Raw genomic sequence first — 16,006 nt, forward strand, 5'->3', positions numbered from 1 at the left:
ATTTTCAATGAATATTTCTGTACCAGCATTAAAAAAAATAGTAGTTCAAAAATTCACAACTGAAGGTGTTGAAGCTGAAACAGCAGCGCAAGTAGCAGATGTTTTGATTTATGCCGATTTACGTGGTGTCAGTTCTCACGGTGTTATGCGCGTGGAGCATTATATAACACGTTTACAGGCAGGTGGAATAACGAAAAACCCTCATTTTTCAGTAGAAAAAAGAGGCACAAATCACCTTCTTTTTAAGGGGGATAATGGCTTTGGGCATGTCATTTGTAAGGAAGCTATGGATGAAACCATTAAAGTGGCTAAGGAACATGGCTCATGTACAACGATTATTCAAGAGAGTAGCCATTGTGGGGCACTCGGCTATTTTCTTGAACAAGCCACGAGTGAAAATTTAATTGCTATTATGTGCTCTCAAACGGACTCCGCAGTTGTTCCTTTTGGCGGAAAAGAGCCTTACTTTGGTACGAATCCAATTGCTTACGGTTTTCCAACCAACGATAAACCGATTATTTTGGACATGGCAACAAGCAATGTAGCGCTAGGGAAAATTCTATATGCACGTGAAAAAGGGGAGACAATTCCAAATACATGGGGAGTTGATGCACAAGGAGCACCAACTACAGACCCACACCAAGTAAAATCTTTAACACCGTTTGCAGGGCCAAAAGGATATGGTATGGCACTTGTAGTAGATGTTCTTTCTGGAATTTTAGCAAGTGCAGCTTTTGGTCCTCACATTTCAAAAATGTATGGTGATTACGAACAGAAACGTAATCTAGGACAATATTTATATGTATTAGATCCAAATATTTTTGGAGATGTAGATCAATTCAAAGCAAATATCTCGCAAATGATAAATGAATTACATGATGCGCCAACAGCACCAAATTTTGATCAGGTACTAGTGCCTGGTGAAATTGAACAGATACGTAGTGTGGAAACAATGGATAAGGGCATTGACTTACCTGAACAAGTATATAACTATTTGACTAGTTAATTTAACCAGTAAAGTATGCTATGCTACATAATACCAAGGAGAGTTTTCATATTATAGGTAGGAGATTGATTTTAGTGAAAAAAACAACAATTGCCGATGTTGCACAATATGCAAATGTTTCGAATAGTACAGTATCGCAATATTTGAATAAGCGATATGAATATATGAGTGCAGAGACTCGTAAGAAAATTGAAGAGGCTATTGAAGCATTGCAATATCGTCCGAATTTAATGGCTCGTAGCTTAAAACAGAAATCTACCTTTACAATTGGTATTATTGTGGCGAATATTATCCATGACTTTTCAACAAAAATAATAAATGCATTGGAAGCAGAGTTCGATAAAGAAGGCTTTCATATGATTGTGTGTAACTCAGCGGATAACCCTAAAAAAGAGAAAAAGCATATCGAAACTTTACTAGAAAAACAGGTGGATGGCTTAATCGTTTTTCCAACAGGAGAAAACAAAAATCTCTACATAAGACTTCATCAACAAGCAATGCCAATCGTTTTTATTGACCGTTTTATTGAGGGAGTAGATATTCCTGCTGTATTGCTTGATAATTTTTCTGCCATGGATACGGCAGTGGAGACATTTCGAAAGCAACCAATAGCCATTATCACTACTTCTTTAGCCTTACCGATTACTCCTCGTGTCGAACGTTTAGAAGGATTTCGTCAAGCGCTCAGAAATAGGAATCTGTTGATCGATGAGCGCTATATAAAAAATGGTGAGCCCGCTCAGATGACAGAGATTTTTAATCAATTATTTACATTGGAGCAACCACCAAGAGGAATCATTGCGGCAAATGATCGTATTTTCCAAGAATTAATGCTTTATATTAAAAAAAGAAACTTACATGTGCCTAATGATGTACAAGTAATTGCTGTGGATGATGTACCATATGCCAATTTTTTAACACCTTCCATTACAACATTGCAACAGCCCATTTTACCAATGGCACAGAAAGCGGCATCATTGCTCTTAGCAAAAATTAAAAAAGAGCATCTAGCTGATGACCAAAAACTATATCGCTTCAAACCGATATTAATCGATCGAGATTCAACTAACTAAAAAGGCAACCCAAAGCTATGAATTTAGCTAAGGGTTGCTATTTTTAGTTGCACAGCTATTCATCGATAGATATGATTATCTAAAGGAATACTTTTATGTCAAAAAAGACCAATCATTCATTTTGGTGATAGAAAGGGGATTATGAGCATTGCTAGGAAGTATTGGCTCATTCTATTTGGCTTTGGTTTCTCGTATTTAGGAAATTGGGTGAATCTAGTTGCGCTCAATTTATTAGTTTGGCATTTAACAGAATCGCCTACTGCTATGGCGAGTATATTTATTGTAGGACCGATTGCTCGAATTTTAACAAGCTTTTTTGCAGGCTCCATCATTGATCGATCGAATAAACAAAAATTAATGATTTATAGTGATATTATTCGTGGCATATTGATTTTATTGTTACCTTTTACGTCCTCTATTTGGCTCATCTATTGTGTTTTATTTTTATCTAATATAGCAAGTAGCTTTTTTGGGCCAAGTAGTACCTATTATATTTCGAAATATATACCAGATGAGGATAAACAATCCTTTAATGCAATATTAGGAATGTTTAGCTCAGGCTCATTTTTAATTGGGCCAGCATTGGCTGGGTTTATCATTGCCATTTCAAATATTTCTATAGCGTTTTGGTTTAATGCTTTGACGTTCTTTATCTGTGCACTCTCAATTTTTAGGCTTCCCGCAGTAGAAGATCATCAGGACATGCACCGAAAACCCATTACTTGGAGGATGCTAAAAGAGGATTATGGTATTGTCTACGCTTATATAAAAAAGGAGCAAGTCTTTGCCAAAGTATTTCTTTATTTTCAAGGTGCATTGATGATTGCCTTTGCATTAGATTCACAGGAAGCTACATTTATTAAACAAAACCTTCAAGCTTCAGATAGTCTATATGGTGTCATCGTTAGTATCGCTGGAATTGGGGCTATTATTGGAGGAGCAATGGCTGCTCGCTATGCTAAAAGATTTTCAACAAGACAATATATTGTCTATGGTCTGCTTTTGACCACACTTTGCTATACATTGTTTTACTCTTCACCGAATGTGACAATGGCGATTATTAGCTTTATAGCATTAGGAGTATGTATGTCATTTTGTAATGCGGGCTATAGCACCTTTTATCAAATAAGTGTACCGACATCAATTATGGGCCGTTTTGGTAGTGTTTCAACGATGGTTATTAATGTGCTACAGATTGTCTTTACGTTAGCCTTAGGGTTGCTAGCGGAATGGCTCTCCCTACAAATGGTCTGTATTGTCTTTGGAATTGTAGCTATTTTCCTCTCCCTAGTTTTATATGTATTTATGCATTCAAAATCTGCCTATGAAGGTTTGAAGGAAGAGATTGTCTAAAAATCCTGTCAGGTGGAAACTTAATTGCTTCTAATGAAGGTAGAATTATTGGATAGATAGCGCTTAAAGGATGTTATTTTAGTAAAAGTTAGCACTCATATAATGATAAAATCATTCCAAAATAACCTTATGTCATAATTTGAGGAGGTTAACATGGCTAATTCAAGACATCGAAAACCAGATGATCGCTCCAATAATGTTGAACGCATTCGTGATATTGTTAAAAATACTGAGGAGAAAGTGCAGGAAGCAGAAATTAGTATGGAATTTGCAGATCCTCTAGAAAGTAACAGGCTAAAGGAAAAAAATAAGCGACGTAAACAGTCAATTGAAGCTTTAAAAGATGAAATGAAAGATGAAATGACAGCACGAAAAAAAGGTGAAGTTTAAAATTAGTTTCTAGAAGAATCAAATGTGATTCGTGGTATTTCCTATATTCACCATTACCCGATAGGCAAAAACAGATGGATTAGATGTTCCATAATGGACCTCTATATTGCCATCTGTTTTTATTTTGCACATGTTAACCGATCTTTTTACATAAACACTAAATTAAAAAAGTACGTATATGAATTTCTTAAAAAAATGAACCTTTTCTAGTAGTCATTTGTTTATAACGTAGAACCATCAGAAAGGAGTGCCTTGGATTGACAGAACGTGAATTATTCGATTCATACAACAAAGATGTTTACCGTACCTGTTATTACATGCTACGGAATGCCCAAGATGCGGAAGATCTCTGCCATGATGTATTTGTCACCGTCTTTCGTCAGGATTGGAGAAGTGTAGAGCATACACGTGCTTGGATTTTACGAATTGCGATGAATCAATGTTTAAATTTGCTTAAAAGAAAGCAGGCTCAGTTAAAAAAAGTGAGTCAGGTACAGTTGCTACAGGAGCAAACTACGGCATCAGTTAAATCTGTAGACACCATTGTACTGGAGAAGGCAGCTGAGGAGGAGTGGGAGGCACTACTCAGACAGCTACCAGAAAAGTTAATGGCTGTTGTCACCCTCCGCTACATTGGTGAGCTATCATTAGTGGAAATTGCGGAAACCCTAAAGATTCCAGTGGGAACAGTGAAATCGAGACTCCATAAGGCATTGAAAATCATGCGCAAAAAACTAGAAAAAAATCAAAATTTATGGTTGAAGGGAGAGAATCAATTTGGAACGCATTGAAAAGAAATTGAAAAAAGAGATGAACGCAGACCATAACATGAAGTATCCTGACTTTGAACAAATGTGGAATGGTATCCAGCAGGATGAACTAAAAATGGTAAATGAACCGATCGAACTTCTACCTCGAAAAAGGAAGAGATTTGTTTTGGTCGCAGGATTAGCTGTTGCTCTAATGGCTACACCTGTCTATGCAGCACTGAACTATGATTGGTCAACTATTCTATCTTATAGAGCTGGTATTCAGTCTGCATTAGATCAGGGCTTAGGGCAGACAATTGAGAAATCTGTTACGAAGGATGGGTTTACGTTGACCGTACATACGGCGTTTATCGATGATAACAGAACCTTTCTTTTATATAGTTTGAAACCTGATGCCACTTGGGTTGGGATGAATGTGAGTTTTGATCAAATCGGACTTCAAGATTCTAATGGTGATTTTATTCAAGGGAATTACTCACATCGCTGGAATGAAGATCTTGGTCTTTTCCAAGGGTATTTTGAGACAGACTGGGTGGCAGATAATCAGAAGTCAGACATTAAATTTTTAATGAAGAATATTCATTCTATTGGTGATAAAGAACTGCCTATTAATTACAACCCTAATGACTCTCATACGCAGAATTTCACCATTCAAAAGGATGGAATTGACAATGTAATTCTACAAACCTTTGAACAATCAGACGGGAAAGTAATGCTTCAATCAGCGGTTCAATTTACAGATTCTGAAATGAAGAACAAATGGGTACGAATTAAGGCGCTAGATGATAAAAATCAGACTATTAAAGAAGCGGAAACACCTGTTTTTGGAACTCCTGGTGCAACTGGTGAATACTTTAGTCAGCAAATTTTCACTTCAGACAGCTTACGAGCGAAGGATACAAAGTTCCAACTAACTTATGAACATACATTAAATATCGCAAAGGATAATTGGAATATAGAGATGAATTTATCCAAAGAACAATTAAACAAGGGATCATTTAAAAAAGTCGTCAATATTCCTTTAGAAAATGCATCTAATGGAATAGTAATTCATGAAATGAAAGTTACTCCAACACAGGTACGTTTAATACTGACCCATAAGGAAAAATATGCACATATTCCTTACATGGACTATCAGCTGGATATTGGTGGCGTACTTTTGGATGGAGGTAGATGGGATATAGAAAATGAGCCTTATAAAACCGAACTTCGTTTTGAATTGACTGGAGTGGATGTGACCTCGTTAGCGAATCAATCTGTGGCATTGGTAGCTAAACATCGTGTTGATATAAAAGACGGTGACGAGCAACCGATTCATTTGACTGATATATCAGATACACCTCAAAGTAAGACATCTACGATTGGAGAGTATTCAATTACATGGACTTACTATAAGAAAGATAGCAATCTCTATGTGGAATCCTTTAGCACTGAACCTACATTTGGTGGTGTCTCTCAGACTTATTATCTAGATCATAAAGAGCGAAATTATGGAATGCCTATGATGACTCGCATACTTGGTGATGAAAATAATAAGCAGATGGATGAGTATAAGAATTTTAAAGATAAAGATCTTGATATTTATATTTGGAAATATACTACGAATTATCCAGATGCAGAGCTTCGTATACCACTTACATTTGGAAAATAACAGTATTAGCAGCCCCATCTATTTGATTCTCACTATTCAAATAGATGGGGATTTCTGTTATAAAGATTAAAAAGCTTTACATAAAAAGAAATGTATCATATAGTTTAGTTAACTTAAATAAATTAATTATTACAGGAGAAGATACATGACCTCTAACGAAAAAACACAAAAATCTTTTGCTTATAAGCTTGGACTAGGCATTATTATCTTTTCACTTTCATTATGGTTAATCCCAATTATTACACCTTTCACACCGATACCTACAAAAGTAAAGGCAGGGATTATACCAGGAAGTATTATTATGGCTGAAATCTTATTTTGGCTTGGTGCTTTACTTGTTGGAAAAGAAGTAGCCAACAAATTTAAAAGCTATCTAAATCCTAAAAAATGGAGAGAAAAAGGTGACACTCAAAAAAATGAAGAATAACCAGGTAGCGGAGCAAATAAATCAAACCATTGAAGATATTTGGATCATGCTTGAGAAAATGGAAAGGGCTTATACTAATTTCTCCTTAAATAATCAGCAATATGTTCTTTTAACATTAGTGATGCGTCATCCATCCTGCTCGCCTTCAGAACTAGCAGATAAAATGGCTATTACAAAAAGTGCAGTGAGTCAGCAATTAACCAAGCTTGAACAGGATGGCTATATAATGAAAAGGCAGCATGAGGAGGATAAGCGTGCCTTTTCTGTCGAATTAGGCGAGAAGGGTCTATTATATAAACAGGAAGTCGAAGCCTTTAATCAACAGATTACAGAAAAGTACCATGCTCACTTAACAACTGAAGAGTTAGCTGAAATGTTAGCTACTCTAGAAAAAATGAAAAAAATACTGTGTGAATTTTAGAAAAAATTTGACATTCTATTGGGTGTGTCTTATAGTAACCCTTAATATAAAAGGGGGAATAAACATGGTCATTACTCTTGTCCAATCATTCACAATAAAACATCATCATCATCACTAGTCTTGCTATCCTTATTAACTTATTAATATTGAATAGGAAGACTATTTCTCATGTAATCGTATAAATAAAGCTGATTTGAAGCTTTATCGCTATACGGTTTTTTTATTGCTCAAAAAATGAGGAGGAGATTATGATGAAAAAAATGGACTATCAGAATGTTCGAGGAACACAAGATTATTTACCAGAGCAAGAGGCTACTCGTCGTGTGATACGACGTACGTTAGAAGATACATTTATAGCCTATGGCTGCAAGCCGTTAGAAACACCTATTCTTAACTATACAGAGTTGATGGCTTCTAAATATGCTGGTGGTGCTGAGATTTTAGAGGAGATGTATACATTAACAGATCGAGGTGAGCGAGATTTAGCGTTACGCTATGATTTAACAATTCCATTTGCAAAAGTTGTAGCGATGAATCCAGCGATTGCTATGCCATTTAAACGATATGAGATTGGCAAAGTGTTTCGAGATGGCCCCATCAAGGCTGGTCGTTTTCGCGAATTTACACAATGTGATGTAGATATTGTTGGGGTAGAATCACAGGCTGCTGAGGCGGAGCTAATGATGATGGCGATAGATGCCTTTGATCAGCTTAAACTTAAAATTAATCTCCAATATAATAATCGCAAGCTTTTAGTTGGTTTACTGCAATTATTTGAGGTTGAACAGGAACAAATGAATCGAGTTATTTTAACATTAGATAAGATTGAAAAAATAGACGAGAAAACAATGCTCGCAGAATTGAAGGCATTGGGGTTATCAGATAATAGTATTCATAAAATAAAGCACTTTTTAGATGAACGTCCTCAAATAAGTATGGCGTATTTTAAAGGATTCGCGACCGAGAATGTCTTTTTACAACAAGGTTTACAGGAATTAATGGATCTAACTTCTTATTTAGAGGCACTTGAAATAAGTGACCAATGTATTTTCAATCCATTTTTAGCGAGGGGACTTGAAATTTACACAGGAACAATTTATGAAATTTTTTTAGCAGATGGAACAATCCGCTCAAGTATTGGTAGTGGGGGACGCTATGACAATGCTATTGGTGGCCTTTTAGAGACAAATCAAACCTATGCTACTGTTGGTATTTCATTTGGTTTAGATGTCATCTATACAGCACTAGAGCTTTCGGGAAAAATAGAGCAAAACGCTCCTAGCGTGGATATTTATATTATTCCTCTGGGAACAGAAAAAGAGGCACTAAAGCTAGCAACTGCATTACGGCGAGAAAAATATAAGATAGAAGTTGAGCTAAGTGGGAAAAAAGTGAAAAAGGCGATGGAAAAAGCCAATCGTGAAAACACACCAAAGGTTATTGTATTAGGAGATAATGAGGTCAATCAAAATATGTATAAAATAAAAGATATGAAAAGCGGTGAGGAAGAAATCGTTGCATTTATCTTTTAAACACCATAGCATGAAAAAAACGGCTGATCCCACTCTATTATAGGATTTGAGCCGTTTTTTGGTTATTTTTTCGATTTAAAAACCAGTTTCCATATCAAGATGTTGATGAAGAAAAGCACAATGAAATATATAGTAGAGCCGTATGTTATCTGACTAGCTATTATATAGTGCAGCCCTACAAGTAAACCTAAAGGGAGCAATAACAAAAGAATCTTCCAGCCTTGCGCATCATTAACTTCATCATAGGGTTTGGTAAAGGGTAATTTGTTTGTCATCATGACGAAACAAAGGATGGTATATAACCAACTTGTTACCAAAACAGCTAGTAAATCAGGGATAATTCGAATACCATAAATATAGCTAAAGACTATACTTAGTACTAAAAATAACGGAGTATACAATTTAATTAAAAATGCCTTTAAGCTACCTTTTTGTAAATCTGTATAATCTTTAAGCGGTAGCGTTTTATAAATCCATGCAGCCTTATATTTAGCAGAGTGACCAAGCATAAGGACAGCGGATGGTATAATCATCATACTAAAATAGATATTTAAATAGCTCATACTACTAGCATAATCGACTTCTTCCCCTCTGCTAAAAGTAAACATGAAAATAAAGGGAATAATAAATGAAAAGCCTAAAGATGGGTAGACCTTTAGCTTAAACTCTCGCTCTTGCTTCATCATCAGAGCTGCGAAGCGATAGAAAGCTCGTTCCTCGTGTGTTCTACACACAATGGTTAATAAAAACGACTTTAGTCGATTGTTCTTTTCCTTTTTAGACTTACTTGTACTTAGCAGTTTTTGGAGATTGCGTTCAAAGGTTGGTATGAGTTTAATATAGATCCAAATCGAAATAATAGGTACAATCACTGCTAAGATGGTATAAATGACTGTCAATAAGGATGTATCACCATGCAGTATGAGTTCATAAGGGGCAGCGAACCACATCGGTATTAAGAAGAGGTTCCACCAATGAAACGATACTACCATATCTAAATTGACGAATTCAAAGGATCGAATAAGAACTTGGTAGCCAATCATCAGCATTAGAGATAAAGCGATTTGTACATAATTAATCATATCCTTCAGCTTTTCACCATCGAAGAAGCGTAAAATGGCAATATATAAAATGGCTGTGATGGCAACTATAAATAAATTCATTAATAGAATCTCAAGACCTGTTAAAATAAAAAACACAATACCTTGAGTAAAAAGGCTGACTATTAGAGGGATGGCTGTTAGGGCCAATGTTAAATAGGATAAATAAATAAAAATATGCATAAATTTTGCTGCATTAATTGTTTTAGCTGAAATAGGCTTAGTTGAAAGTATGCTTTTATCTCGTACATCTAAAAGCACAGAAGAAAAGTCAGAAATCAATGAAGTCATAATCAAAAAGATGATCATTGCAAAGGCGATACTCATCTGAAATAGAAAATTTTGACCAAATCCCATAAGCGGGATGAGTATAAGCCCGAATAACATATAAATCCATAGAGACTTAATGTAGCCATACTTTTGATTGTCTTTCTTTTTGTTTTGATTAAATAGGGTAGGTACTTTCCGTTCATCCATTGTTAATTTTATATGGAGGATTTTTCTCATCATGTCATAATCAATGCCCATTTTTATAAAAAGCCATCGGAACTTATCAAGCAATCGTAGCGTTTTGAAATCTGTCATAATTGTCCCCCACGAACGACGGACACAAATTTTTCTCCGATTTCCTGATGTTCATGAAATCCTGTTAACTGGTTAAAAATTCTTTCTAATGTTCCTTCAGTATTATCTGCTTGTAATTGGGCAAATGTTCCGTCCGCTGCAATTTTTCCATCATACAGCAAAATGATGCGGCTACTGATTTTTTCAACGACATCCATAATGTGTGATGAGTAAAATATAGTCTTTCCATTGGCAGCTAGTTGCGTTAAGATTTCTTTAAAAATCATGACACTGTTTGCGTCTAGGCCATTGATTGGTTCATCTAAAAATAGCAGGTCTGGATTATGTATAAGGCTTGCAATAATTAGTAGTTTTTGACGCATGCCTTTAGAATAGGAAGAAATTCTAGAATGGTATGCTTCACCAACTCCAAACAGTTCCATTAGTGATTTGGATTTGTCAGCCGCCTCCTCTAGCTCTAATCCATATAGCTGGCCGATGAAGGTTAAATACTCATAGCCTGTTAAGTTATCATAAACATCAGCGATTTCAGGGACGTAACCAATTCGCCGTTTATAATCAATCTGGTCTTGTCCTATGCTTTTCCCAAAGAGCTTAATCTCGCCACCATAATCACCTTCTAGCCCTAGAATAAGTTTTACAGTTGTACTTTTACCCGCGCCATTGGGGCCGATATAACCGATGATTTCACCTCTGGCTGCGTGAAGGTCAATCCCTTTCAAAATTTCCTTGTTTCCATAACTCTTCGTTAAATTCGTAATTGTTAAAATCTCTTCCATTTTATAGCCCCTTTCAATTAATTTGGAAAATTAACCATAATTACACTATATCATATTAAAAGAGATAATATTCCTTATGCTAAAATGAAACCAGTTCAATCAAAAATAGAGAGATCTTCTTATATAAAGGGAAATTTAAAAACGAAATAGATTTATTATTTTAAGGTAAATACGCTTTATTTATAGTTGGCTTATTTCAAAAAAGTGAGGTGAAGGACATATGAAAAAAATTGAAGTGGTATTGTCCGACTATAAACCAAATTGGGCTATCTTTTTCAATATGATTCGCCCAACATATACTCTGAAAAAAGAGCCTTTTATTCAAAAGGTGATTACTCAAGCTAAAAATGAAGGTTATGGAAAAAATTAAAAAAGCCATTCTAAAAAAATTAGAGAATGGCTTTCTTCTATATAGTAGTCTATTTAGCAAGTTCAACAACTGTATCATAAAAAATATTAGTTGCTACAATAATATCCTCATCTGAACTGTATTCTAAGGGATTGTGACTAATACCATCCTTTGAACGGACGAATAGCATCCCAATCGGGGCAATTTCAACTATATTCATTGCATCATGCCCAGCACCACTTATGAGAGAATAAGGACGTATACCTTGCTTTTCAATACTTGTAGTAAGTTGCTGTTGTAGTAAGGCATCGGTTTTTGCAGGCTTAATGCGCTGTAATACTTTAGAAGCCAATGAGACATGTCTTCGTTCAGCAATTTGTTGAAGCTGTTGCATAATTTCTTGCTCTAATGCACTTACTTTATTTTCGTCAATATCACGAAGATCAATCGAGAACGTAACTTTACCTGGAATAACGTTTGTCCCATTTGGGGAGACCGTTAGCTTACCAACCGTTGCAACGGAATCTGTTGTATTGGTTAATAGTTGCTCAATAGCTAAAATCATTTCACTTGCTGCAGTTAGAGCATCCTGACGAATCGGCATAGGGGTTGCACCAGCATGTTCACTGACACCCGTTACGGTTACCTCTAACCATAATGGGGCTGCAATACCTGTGACAACACCGACTGGTAGGTCTTCATTTTCTAACACTTTTCCTTGCTCGATATGCATTTCTAAATAAGCTTTTATGTCATTACGATGCACTTGTGTTAAAGGATAAGGTGATAAATGGAAATCTTTCATGGCTTCTTCGATGGAAATGCCAGCTTCATCTGTATGCTGTAATTGCTCCTCTGTTAAAAGACCAGCCATTGCACTACTGCCAAGGAGCCCAAAGCCAAATCTTGTTCCTTCCTCATCCTTAAAAGCGACAACTTGAATTTTTTTAGAGGGTATCAACTGTTGCTCATGCATAGTATGTACCACTTCAATAGCTGCTAGCACCCCTAATGCTCCATCATATTTGCCACCCTCTGGTACTGTATCGATGTGAGAACCTAGCATAATGGTTTCATTTCCTTCACCATATGTACCAATAAGGTTTCCAACTGCATCGATTGTGACATTCATACCTGCTTGTTCCATATAAGTTGTAACTAACTCAATTGCCTGCTTTTCTTCTGGTGTGAACGAGAAGCGGTTAATGCCACCTGTCTTTTCATTACGACCAATTTGACTTAAGTCTTGAAGATGCTGTACGAGCCTAACTCCGTTAATCATGACATCACTCTTTCATTTGGAATTGGAAGTGGCACTGTCCTTCACGTAAAACAAATTGATCATGTACCACCTCTAGGCTTTTATTGTACCCTTTAGCAATAGAGGGGTCGATGACTTTACAATACAAAATTCCATATTTACCCATATCATCATCTGCCCATTGTTGACCTAATGGGCAGTGAGTAAACGTTTGTTCAACCTCATTTTCCTTATAAACTGTATCGATTTCAAACAAATCACTGCGACCCATATCATAGTTAGTTAAATAATGCTCCACGGAATTTTCTAGACCGTTTGTGCGAGCACGTTGAGCAATACCTTGGCCTCGCTTATGACCAAAACGTTCTACTGCCCGCATAATCACTTGTTCACCAGCTTCTCCATATTCATCTACAACTGGCTTGGCAATCTGTGCAAACATTTTAGAAAATCGAGCAAACGGTGTTAAATCAGCAAATTTCTCTTCACCTACAACGATTTGGGGTAAGTATTCAAAGAAAGTATGATTTTCCCCTTCTGCTGTTGCTTTTTTCGCCATGGCTTCAGCATCCTTTAAACCAAACGCCTCTAAGCCTTTTTGTACTAATCTCCGACCATGCTCTCCATACTGCTCTGTAATGGAGAGATGTAATTCTGTAAACATTTTTGCGGTAATTATGTCCATAGATAAAGCCTTCATCATTAATCTTTCCTCTGCCATTTTATGAGCCCCCTCATCAACAAATCATATTGATTTACTTGGATTTTATTTTTATTATAGAGGTGGCAAGTAATTTAAATCAAATGAATATTTACACAATCAACTATGAAAAAAAATCATAAAAGGAGCAGAATAGCATGGCTACATTAGCACAATATATTGCTTTCCATACACTTATCGATACAGGAAATTTTACAGAAACAGGCTTAAAGCTCAATCTCACACAGTCTTCAATCAGTCATACGATTAGTAATTTAGAGGCAGAATTAGGGCTTTCTCTAATTATTCGAAACCGCAATAATATTGTTTTAACGAGTGAGGGGAAAATTGTTTACGAACACATCTCAAAAATATTGCAGCAACAACAGCAGCTTGAAACCTCTGTAGCAAATTTAAAAAATCTCATTGGGGGGACGTTATCGGTTGGTATTCTACCAAGTGTTTCTCTGGTCTTATTACCAAAGGTTTTAGCGTATTTCGAACAGCATCATCCAGACCTACAAATACGTTTGATGGAGGGAGATTATGATCAAATCGAAGAATGGCTTCATAATGGCGTTGTCGATATCGGTTTTTTAGTGCAACCAAATTCTAAACATCTTGTATTCGATGCGATTTTTAATGATGAGCTTGTTTGCATTATGGCACAGGAGCATCCATTGGCGAAGGAAGAGAGGCTCTCTCTAGAGCAATTGCAGGATGAACGCTGGATTATGCCTAAACGTACGATTGATAGAGATGTATCAAGGATCTTAGCTAAACATAAAATCCATCCCAATGTAGTCTATGAATTATCAGTTGACCAAGTCATTTTGACAATGGTCAATGAAAATTTAGGCATTTCTGTTGTGCCGAACTCGCTTTTACTACATGCACCAAGTAACCTGATTAGAAAAAAATTTTATCAAGCATATATCAGACAGGTTGGAATTGCACACAAACACAGTATTCATCTTTCTCCAGGAGCTTTAAAGTTTGTAGAAATATCGAAATACTTTGCCTCCTTTTTACAAAATTAGTTATTGACAATTAAAAAAACCCGAACTATTATCTGATAAAACCAATTGGGATTGTTTAGATTAATCAGATGGAGGACTTTGGGTATATGCATACAATTGTTTATGTTGAAATATTTATCTATTTACTCGCTATGCTAGGAGTAGGGATATACTTCAGTAAAAAAGATTTATCACATAATGATTACTTTCTAGGGGGAAATAAACTACCGGGCTGGGCGTTAGCCTTTTCTGAACGTGCAACGGGTGAATCAGCCTATATGTTTTTAGGGGCAATTGGCTTTATTTATGTGGCTGGGCTGTCAGGCATTTGGATTTTATCTGGCATGCTTTTAGGCGTTGTTGCATCATGGCTATTTTTATCAAAGCGCTTTATGACAGAGCAACAAAAATATAAGGTGAATAGCCTAACAGATTATATTGCTGTTAAATTTCCAAAGCACGCAGATATAATTCGTTGGTTAGCTTCTGCAGTAATGGTGTTATTCTTTGTTTGCTATTTAGCAGCTCAATTTTCCGGGATGGGTAAAACGATTTATTCATTCTCAGGACTCAACATCACTTGGGGAACAATTATTATTGGAGCAATAATAATTGCCTATTCATGTATGGGAGGATTTATGTCCGTTGTTTGGACAGATACAATCCAAAGTTTTTTAATGCTGATCTCGTTTGTTATTGTTCCAATTGCAGCTTATATGGAAATTCAACATCAAGGTTTAAGCATTTCAACAGAGCTAGCTCAAATGGGCAATGGTGCAGATAGTTGGGTTGGAGGCTTAAATGGACTTGCCTTAGGGGCGATGTTATTTACAAATCTATCCTGGTTCTTTGGCTGGCTTGGGGGGCAACCTCAATTGAGCTCTCGCTTTATGGCTATTACTACTGAAAAAGAGCGAATTACTGGCCGTAATATGGCGATTATTTGGACATTAATTGTCTATGTGGGTGCCTTTTTATCTGCGATTTTCGCCTCCACTTTGTATAAGCAAGGTTCTATTGAAGATCCTGAAATGATATTGCCACATATGGTATTTGAAATTTTACCACCTTGGGTTGCGGGAATTATTGTGGCTGGTATTTTAGCAGCTATTATGTCAACGGCTTCGTCTCAATTGTTAGTCATCACAACATCGATAAGTGAGGATATAATTCATAAAACATTACGTTGGAATATTTCTAGCAAAAAATTAGTTCACCTTTCGCGTCTAGTGGCTGTTATTAGTGGGATTGTGGGTATTATCATTTCACTCAAATCAGGTTCTGTAATTTATAGCTTGGTATCCTTTGCATGGGCAGGGATTGGCAATACATTTTCGGTTGTGATCCTTTTAATCTTTTTCTGGAAACGTGTGTCAGGCATTGGGGTTATTGCTACAATTATTGTCGGTTTTATTAGTGCGATTGTATGGTCCCTGTCACCTATGGAGGCTGTAGTGTCAGCCAAGGCAGCGACATTCTTTATTTGCTTAATTGTTGGAGTTGTGGTGTCCTTAGTATGTCCTGATAAAAAGGAAAACGGTCTGGATGATATTTTAAAATAATAATAAAACTCCTTTTTTGCTGATATAT

The 16,006-nt window shown here is 36.2% G+C and carries 16 protein-coding genes; 12 read left to right on the forward strand and 4 right to left on the reverse strand.

The window, feature by feature from the left end; genetic code table 11:
- Positions 1 to 7: 7 nt before the first annotated feature.
- The 9 genes from allD to BFM98_RS16445 all read left to right on the forward strand — a co-directional run bounded on the left by allD (position 8) and on the right by BFM98_RS16445 (position 8,623).
- On the forward strand, positions 8 to 1,006 hold the full coding sequence (gene allD, locus BFM98_RS16405) for an ureidoglycolate dehydrogenase (RefSeq protein WP_066037927.1): 999 nt from the start codon (positions 8 to 10) through the stop codon (positions 1,004 to 1,006).
- 74 nt (positions 1,007 to 1,080) lie between these two features.
- A complete protein-coding gene (locus BFM98_RS16410; protein ID WP_054549715.1) occupies positions 1,081 to 2,079 on the forward strand; it encodes a LacI family DNA-binding transcriptional regulator in 999 nt (332 codons plus the stop codon).
- A gap of 141 nt (positions 2,080 to 2,220) precedes the next feature.
- Entirely contained in the window at positions 2,221 to 3,432 is a 1,212-nt protein-coding gene (locus tag BFM98_RS16415) for an MFS transporter (RefSeq protein ID WP_066037928.1), read from the forward strand.
- Between the two features lie 153 nt (positions 3,433 to 3,585).
- Complete coding sequence (locus BFM98_RS16420; protein ID WP_066037929.1) at positions 3,586 to 3,822, forward strand: small acid-soluble spore protein Tlp; 237 nt, start codon at positions 3,586 to 3,588, stop codon at positions 3,820 to 3,822.
- A gap of 257 nt (positions 3,823 to 4,079) precedes the next feature.
- Positions 4,080 to 4,613: an RNA polymerase sigma factor gene (locus tag BFM98_RS16425; RefSeq protein ID WP_066037930.1), complete on the forward strand. Its 534-nt coding sequence runs from the start codon at positions 4,080 to 4,082 to the stop codon at positions 4,611 to 4,613.
- Positions 4,600 to 6,243, forward strand: coding sequence for a DUF4179 domain-containing protein (locus BFM98_RS16430; RefSeq protein ID WP_066037931.1), 1,644 nt, complete (start codon positions 4,600 to 4,602; stop codon positions 6,241 to 6,243). The genes BFM98_RS16425 and BFM98_RS16430 overlap by 14 nt, the downstream gene beginning before the upstream one ends.
- Before the next feature lie 145 nt (positions 6,244 to 6,388).
- On the forward strand, positions 6,389 to 6,670 hold the full coding sequence (locus tag BFM98_RS16435) for a transporter suffix domain-containing protein (RefSeq protein ID WP_048393970.1): 282 nt from the start codon (positions 6,389 to 6,391) through the stop codon (positions 6,668 to 6,670).
- Positions 6,660 to 7,091, forward strand: a complete 432-nt coding sequence (locus BFM98_RS16440; protein WP_048393972.1) for a MarR family winged helix-turn-helix transcriptional regulator — start codon at positions 6,660 to 6,662, stop codon at positions 7,089 to 7,091. Before BFM98_RS16435 ends, BFM98_RS16440 begins: the two co-directional genes overlap by 11 nt.
- Positions 7,092 to 7,342: 251 nt before the next feature.
- Positions 7,343 to 8,623, forward strand: a complete 1,281-nt coding sequence (locus tag BFM98_RS16445) for a histidine--tRNA ligase (RefSeq protein WP_066037932.1) — start codon at positions 7,343 to 7,345, stop codon at positions 8,621 to 8,623.
- A 62-nt stretch (positions 8,624 to 8,685) separates the two neighbouring features.
- On the opposite strand, the gene BFM98_RS16450 is transcribed toward BFM98_RS16445, so the two are convergent.
- Together BFM98_RS16450 and BFM98_RS16455 are read right to left on the reverse strand one after the other, a co-directional pair.
- The gene (locus tag BFM98_RS16450) at positions 8,686 to 10,308 is read right to left on the reverse strand and encodes a hypothetical protein (protein ID WP_066037933.1); all 1,623 of its coding nucleotides are present in this window, start codon (positions 10,306 to 10,308) and stop codon (positions 8,686 to 8,688) included.
- Positions 10,305 to 11,087 carry an ABC transporter ATP-binding protein gene (locus BFM98_RS16455; protein ID WP_066037934.1) on the reverse strand — a complete coding sequence of 261 codons (783 nt, stop codon included), beginning with the start codon at positions 11,085 to 11,087 and terminating at the stop codon, positions 10,305 to 10,307. The genes BFM98_RS16450 and BFM98_RS16455 overlap by 4 nt, the downstream gene beginning before the upstream one ends.
- Before the next feature lie 220 nt (positions 11,088 to 11,307).
- On the opposite strand from BFM98_RS16455, the gene BFM98_RS24035 reads away from it, so the two are divergent.
- Positions 11,308 to 11,457 (forward strand): hypothetical protein, encoded by a 150-nt coding sequence (locus tag BFM98_RS24035; RefSeq protein WP_156181906.1) that lies wholly within the window; start codon positions 11,308 to 11,310, stop codon positions 11,455 to 11,457.
- 49 nt (positions 11,458 to 11,506) lie between these two features.
- On the opposite strand, the gene BFM98_RS16460 is transcribed toward BFM98_RS24035, so the two are convergent.
- The gene (locus BFM98_RS16460; protein ID WP_066037935.1) at positions 11,507 to 12,718 is read right to left on the reverse strand and encodes a Zn-dependent hydrolase; all 1,212 of its coding nucleotides are present in this window, start codon (positions 12,716 to 12,718) and stop codon (positions 11,507 to 11,509) included.
- A 4-nt stretch (positions 12,719 to 12,722) separates the two neighbouring features.
- The gene (locus tag BFM98_RS16465) at positions 12,723 to 13,418 is read right to left on the reverse strand and encodes an L-2-amino-thiazoline-4-carboxylic acid hydrolase (protein WP_048393979.1); all 696 of its coding nucleotides are present in this window, start codon (positions 13,416 to 13,418) and stop codon (positions 12,723 to 12,725) included.
- Positions 13,419 to 13,555: 137 nt separating this feature from the next.
- Between BFM98_RS16465 and BFM98_RS16470 the strand changes: the two genes are divergently transcribed.
- Together BFM98_RS16470 and BFM98_RS16475 are read left to right on the forward strand one after the other, a co-directional pair.
- Positions 13,556 to 14,437, forward strand: a complete 882-nt coding sequence (locus BFM98_RS16470) for a LysR family transcriptional regulator (protein ID WP_048393981.1) — start codon at positions 13,556 to 13,558, stop codon at positions 14,435 to 14,437.
- Positions 14,438 to 14,523: 86 nt separating this feature from the next.
- Positions 14,524 to 15,978, forward strand: coding sequence for a sodium/proline symporter (locus tag BFM98_RS16475; RefSeq protein ID WP_054549704.1), 1,455 nt, complete (start codon positions 14,524 to 14,526; stop codon positions 15,976 to 15,978).
- Positions 15,979 to 16,006: the final 28 nt, after the last annotated feature.

Source organism: Lysinibacillus sp. AR18-8, from assembly GCF_001705465.1.
Lineage (GTDB): Bacteria > Bacillota > Bacilli > Bacillales_A > Planococcaceae > Lysinibacillus > Lysinibacillus capsici.

Bases quoted from the DNA above. Each gene is read 5' to 3' on its own strand.
- allD (WP_066037927.1), top strand. From the start codon at position 8: ATGAATATTTCTGTACCAGCATTAAAAAAAATAGTAGTTCAAAAATTC.
- BFM98_RS16415 (WP_066037928.1), top strand. From the start codon at position 2,221: ATGAGCATTGCTAGGAAGTATTGGCTCATTCTATTTGGCTTTGGTTTC.
- BFM98_RS16420 (WP_066037929.1), top strand. From the start codon at position 3,586: ATGGCTAATTCAAGACATCGAAAACCAGATGATCGCTCCAATAATGTT.
- BFM98_RS16435 (WP_048393970.1), top strand. From the start codon at position 6,389: ATGACCTCTAACGAAAAAACACAAAAATCTTTTGCTTATAAGCTTGGA.
- BFM98_RS16440 (WP_048393972.1), top strand. From the start codon at position 6,660: ATGAAGAATAACCAGGTAGCGGAGCAAATAAATCAAACCATTGAAGAT.
- BFM98_RS16445 (WP_066037932.1), top strand. From the start codon at position 7,343: ATGAAAAAAATGGACTATCAGAATGTTCGAGGAACACAAGATTATTTA.
- BFM98_RS16450 (WP_066037933.1), bottom strand. From the start codon at position 10,308: ATGACAGATTTCAAAACGCTACGATTGCTTGATAAGTTCCGATGGCTT.
- BFM98_RS16455 (WP_066037934.1), bottom strand. From the start codon at position 11,087: ATGGAAGAGATTTTAACAATTACGAATTTAACGAAGAGTTATGGAAAC.
- BFM98_RS24035 (WP_156181906.1), top strand. From the start codon at position 11,308: ATGAAAAAAATTGAAGTGGTATTGTCCGACTATAAACCAAATTGGGCT.
- BFM98_RS16460 (WP_066037935.1), bottom strand. From the start codon at position 12,718: ATGATTAACGGAGTTAGGCTCGTACAGCATCTTCAAGACTTAAGTCAA.
- BFM98_RS16465 (WP_048393979.1), bottom strand. From the start codon at position 13,418: ATGGCAGAGGAAAGATTAATGATGAAGGCTTTATCTATGGACATAATT.
- BFM98_RS16470 (WP_048393981.1), top strand. From the start codon at position 13,556: ATGGCTACATTAGCACAATATATTGCTTTCCATACACTTATCGATACA.
- BFM98_RS16475 (WP_054549704.1), top strand. From the start codon at position 14,524: ATGCATACAATTGTTTATGTTGAAATATTTATCTATTTACTCGCTATG.